General features: G+C 43.0%; 4 protein-coding genes. All 4 read left to right on the plus strand.

Annotation, left to right across the window (positions count from 1 at the left end; genetic code table 11):
• A partial coding sequence (locus QZY09_RS14005) for a TonB-dependent siderophore receptor (protein WP_295673331.1) occupies positions 1-1821 on the plus strand: 1821 nt, incomplete at its 5' end.
• Positions 1822-1871: 50 nt separating this feature from the next.
• Entirely contained in the window at positions 1872-2447 is a 576-nt protein-coding gene (locus QZY09_RS14010) for a DUF6580 family putative transport protein (protein ID WP_295673333.1), read from the plus strand.
• A 158-nt stretch (positions 2448-2605) separates the two neighbouring features.
• On the plus strand, positions 2606-3298 hold the full coding sequence (locus tag QZY09_RS14015; protein WP_295673334.1) for an NAD-dependent deacylase: 693 nt from the start codon (positions 2606-2608) through the stop codon (positions 3296-3298).
• A gap of 116 nt (positions 3299-3414) precedes the next feature.
• The gene (locus tag QZY09_RS14020) at positions 3415-4143 is read left to right on the plus strand and encodes a diphthine--ammonia ligase (protein WP_295673335.1); all 729 of its coding nucleotides are present in this window, start codon (positions 3415-3417) and stop codon (positions 4141-4143) included.
• Positions 4144-4174: the final 31 nt, after the last annotated feature.

Raw genomic sequence — 4174 nt, forward strand, 5'->3', positions numbered from 1 at the left:
GATGTAGTGGTGACCGCCACCCGTTCACCAAAAAAATTATCAGAAATTGGCCGGGTGGTATCCGTGATCACGGCCGCAGAGATCAGCCGCTCACAAGGCAAAACGCTGCCTGAATTATTGAACACCGTTTCGGGCATCACTTTTTCAGGAGCAAACAACGCGCCGGGGATCAGTTCTTCAGTCTTCCTAAGAGGAGCGTCAACAGGTAACACCCTGATTTTGGTCGATGGTTTCCCGGTGAATAATGCTTCGACCATTGAAGGTACCTACGACCTGAATGCCTTTCCATTAGACCAGATCGACCATATCGAAATCCTGAAAGGGAGCGGCTCGACATTATATGGGTCAGATGCAGTTGCCGGCGTGATCAACATCATCACCAAACATGCAACAGGGCAGGGGCTAAAAAGCAACGTGCAACTGAGTGGCGGTAGTTATAATACTTTTAAAGAATCAGCGGGATTGATTGGCACCGTGAAAAACACTGATATCGCCGTAAACTTGTCCAATACCGACTCCAAAGGATTCCCCGCAGCCACCGATACAATAGGAAAAGCTGGTTTTAGGAATGATGGCTTTCATCAACGCTCGGCAAGTGTAAATTTATTTCAGCATGTTTCAGATAAATTGATAATAAACGGTAATCTTCAAACCAGCTACAACACTGGAAACCTACCTTACGGAGCTTTCCAGGATGACCAGAACTACACTTATGCCAACACATTTTTATTTGGAGGTTTAGGTGCTAAACTAAAACTTGACAAAGGCGACCTTAAATTCAACATCAGCCAAACCGATGTAAAAAACAATTATAATGATGCGGCAAGTGCGGTGAACTTTGATTTTCCATCTTACCAAAAAAATACCGGTCACATTACAGATGCAGAAGCTATTTTAAATTATAGCATTGGTAAACACCTGGATTTAACCAGCGGCGCTGATTTTAAATTCAGCAACACCAGGCAATACAGCACCTATGATACTATTCAGAAAGTAAGCAACAGCATAGCAAGTGTGTACACGTCCCTTTTTTATAAATCGGGGATATTTCACATGGAGTTAGGCGGCCGTTATAACCATGATGCTAAATACGGCAGTAACGAAACCTATACTATCAATCCATCTATCTTGTTGTTTGATCAGCTAAAGTTATTTGTTACCATGGCGTCTGCCTATAAATCACCATCCCTTTACCAGTTGTATTCAATATACAATAGTCCGGGATTAAGACCCGAGACGACTACTTCGTACGAAGCCGGCTTTGACTGGGAACTGATTAAAAATAACATATCCTTTAACACCGTTTTTTATGAGTACAAAACCAAAAACGTACTTTATTTTCAAGATATACCAAATCCGCCTTATGGAAAATATCTGAACGGTGCTTTTCAAAAAGACAAAGGTTTTGAAAGTGAGTTGAAATTGAATGTTGATAAATTAACAGCAACCGCTTACGCAGCATATGTAACTGGTGTGTTAACAGCTGAAAATGGTGTATCAACCGATAACCTGTTTCGCAGGCCCAGCCATACCTATGGCGCCAGCGCGTACTTCCAGATCGCCAGTAATTTTTCGGCCGGGTTAGTTTATAAATACACAGGCGACCGGACAGATGAGAAATTCAACCCCGACTTTTCTACCTCCATCATCACCTTAAAACCATATGGCTTGCTGGACGCACATTTGCAATATACTATCAATAAACACTTCAGCCTGTTTGCGGATTTTAAAAATATCCTCGATCAAAAATATACCGACTGGATAGGGTATAATACCAGCCGGTTTAATTTTATGGGGGGTATAAGGTACCAAATCAATTAAGAATTTTTATTTGAAAGGATTATCACTAATTTTACTCCATAAATTCAACTATGTCATTACAAAAGATCAACACCCGGACTATCGTACTTATATTGATGATCGTTGCGGCAGCAGCCATGCGGTTGCTCAGCTTTAAGTTCCCTTACTTACTAAGTAACTTTACGCCTGTTGGGGCAATTGCCCTGTTTGGCGGCGCCTATTTTACTGATAAGTGGAAGGCATACCTGGCGGTGTTGCTTACCCTTTTTGCAAGTGATATCCTGATCAATTACTTGTACACCTCCAAATGGGTGTTGTGGTATGGCGGCTCATTTTGGGTTTATTTAACTTTTGCCGTTATGGTTTTTATTGGTAGCCTGATCAAAAAAGCCAATGTTGGCAACGTGGCTATTGCCTCTTTAGCGTCGGTTGCGGTTCACTGGTTAATTATTGATATGCCATGGTTATACGGATCTCTTTATCCACACAATTTAGCTGGATACGGTCAGTCTCTGGTAGCGGCCATTCCATTTGAGCGGAATATGGTTTTGGGCGATATTGTTTTTTGTGCCATTCTTTTCGGCGGCTTTGAATTGGCTAAGAGTAAATATGCCATTTTACGCATTCAAAAAGAACCAGCTATTTAACATAATAAATTTTATTAAAAAAGCGGTTCAATTTAAACGAACCGCTTTTTTTATGAGATTTATATTTTATAAACTTTGTAGAGACGCAATACTTTGCGTCCCTGGATGATCTTAAGAGAAAGAGACGCAAAGTATTGCTTCTCTACATGAAAAATGAAATGAAAAAGATCGTAGTATTAACAGGCGCCGGCATCAGCGCCGAGAGTGGTTTAAAAACCTTCAGGGACAGTGACGGCCTGTGGGAGGGATATAATATTGAAGACGTGGCGACGCCGGAAGCCTGGCGCAGAAATCCTGTTTTGGTACAGGAATTTTATAACGAGCGCCGCAAAACGGTACTTGAGGCCAAACCCAATGCCGCGCATTTCGCCCTGGCCAAACTCGAAGAAAAATATGATGTTACCATCATCACCCAAAACATTGACGACCTGCACGAAAGGGGAGGCTCAACCAATGTGGTACACCTACATGGTATTATTACCCGTTCCCAATCGAGCTTAAACCCAAACCTTACCTATCCCATTGACGGATGGGAAATAAAAATGGGGGAACTTTGCGAACTTGGCTCACAATTGCGCGCCCATGTGGTGTGGTTTGGTGAGGATGTGCCGATGATTTCAAAGGCCGCCCAAATATGTTCAGAGGCTGATTTGTTTATTTTGGTGGGATCATCGCTGGCCGTTTACCCGGCAGCCGGACTGGTAAACTATGTCCGGCCAGATGTTGCCAAATATATCGTCGACCCGAACATTCCACACCTTAGCCGCCAGGATCATTTTATAAAAATTGAAGAGAAAGCAACGGTAGGGGTACCGGCGTTAGTTATTGAATTATTGTCTGAACACGATTAAAGGATTTTTTTGATCTTCAGGATTTATTTCTGACGGCTAAACATTATCTCAAAAATCCTTTCAATCCTGTAAATCGTGTTCAGACAAAAAAATCGGTGTAATCAAAAAATCAATCAGTGAAATCATCCAAAAAGAAATGCATCTTCAACTGGAGTGGCGGTAAAGACAGCGCACTGGCCCTTTATCATTGTCTCCAGAACCCGGAATTGGAAATAAAATATTTGGTTACCACGATTAACGATGCCGTCGACAGGATCTCGATGAACGGCGTTCGTACGGAGCTTTTAATTAAACAGGCGGAAAGCATCGGGATTCCTTTATACCAGATTCGTTTACCCGAGATGCCGGGGATGGAAGCCTATGACAATGCCATGCGGCATCACCTGGAGCATTTCAGAAGCGAGGGTATTACCTATTCCATTTTCGGCGATATATTTTTGGAGGATCTTAAAAAGTACCGCGATGACCGGCTGGCCGAAATCGGCATGGCCGGCATTTACCCATTATGGAAACGGGATACCCATGAACTGATCAACGAGTTTTTTGACCTTGGCTTTGGCACCGTGATCGCCTGCACCCAGGAACGCCTGGAACGGATAGCAGGGAAGGAGATTACCCCGGAACTAATTATGTCGCTACCGGACGATGTGGACGTTTGCGGCGAGAACGGCGAGTTTCATACCTTCGCTTTTAAGGGCCCGATCTTTTCATCGGAGATCAAATACAAAACAGGAGAGAAGGTTTTCAGGGAATACAAGGCACCGCAAAATGCAGATGATTCCTGCGTTTCTGATACGGATAAAAAACTATCCGGATTTTGGTATTGCGACCTTATTTCGGCCTAACTTCCCATTTATTTGGCACTTTTAGGCCTCA

Origin of the sequence: uncultured Mucilaginibacter sp., from assembly GCF_903913935.1 — a bacterium.
In the GTDB taxonomy this organism is placed as follows: domain Bacteria; phylum Bacteroidota; class Bacteroidia; order Sphingobacteriales; family Sphingobacteriaceae; genus Mucilaginibacter.

Bases quoted from the DNA above. Each gene is read 5' to 3' on its own strand.
- QZY09_RS14015 (WP_295673334.1), top strand. From the start codon at position 2,606: ATGAAAAAGATCGTAGTATTAACAGGCGCCGGCATCAGCGCCGAGAGT.
- QZY09_RS14010 (WP_295673333.1), top strand. From the start codon at position 1,872: ATGTCATTACAAAAGATCAACACCCGGACTATCGTACTTATATTGATG.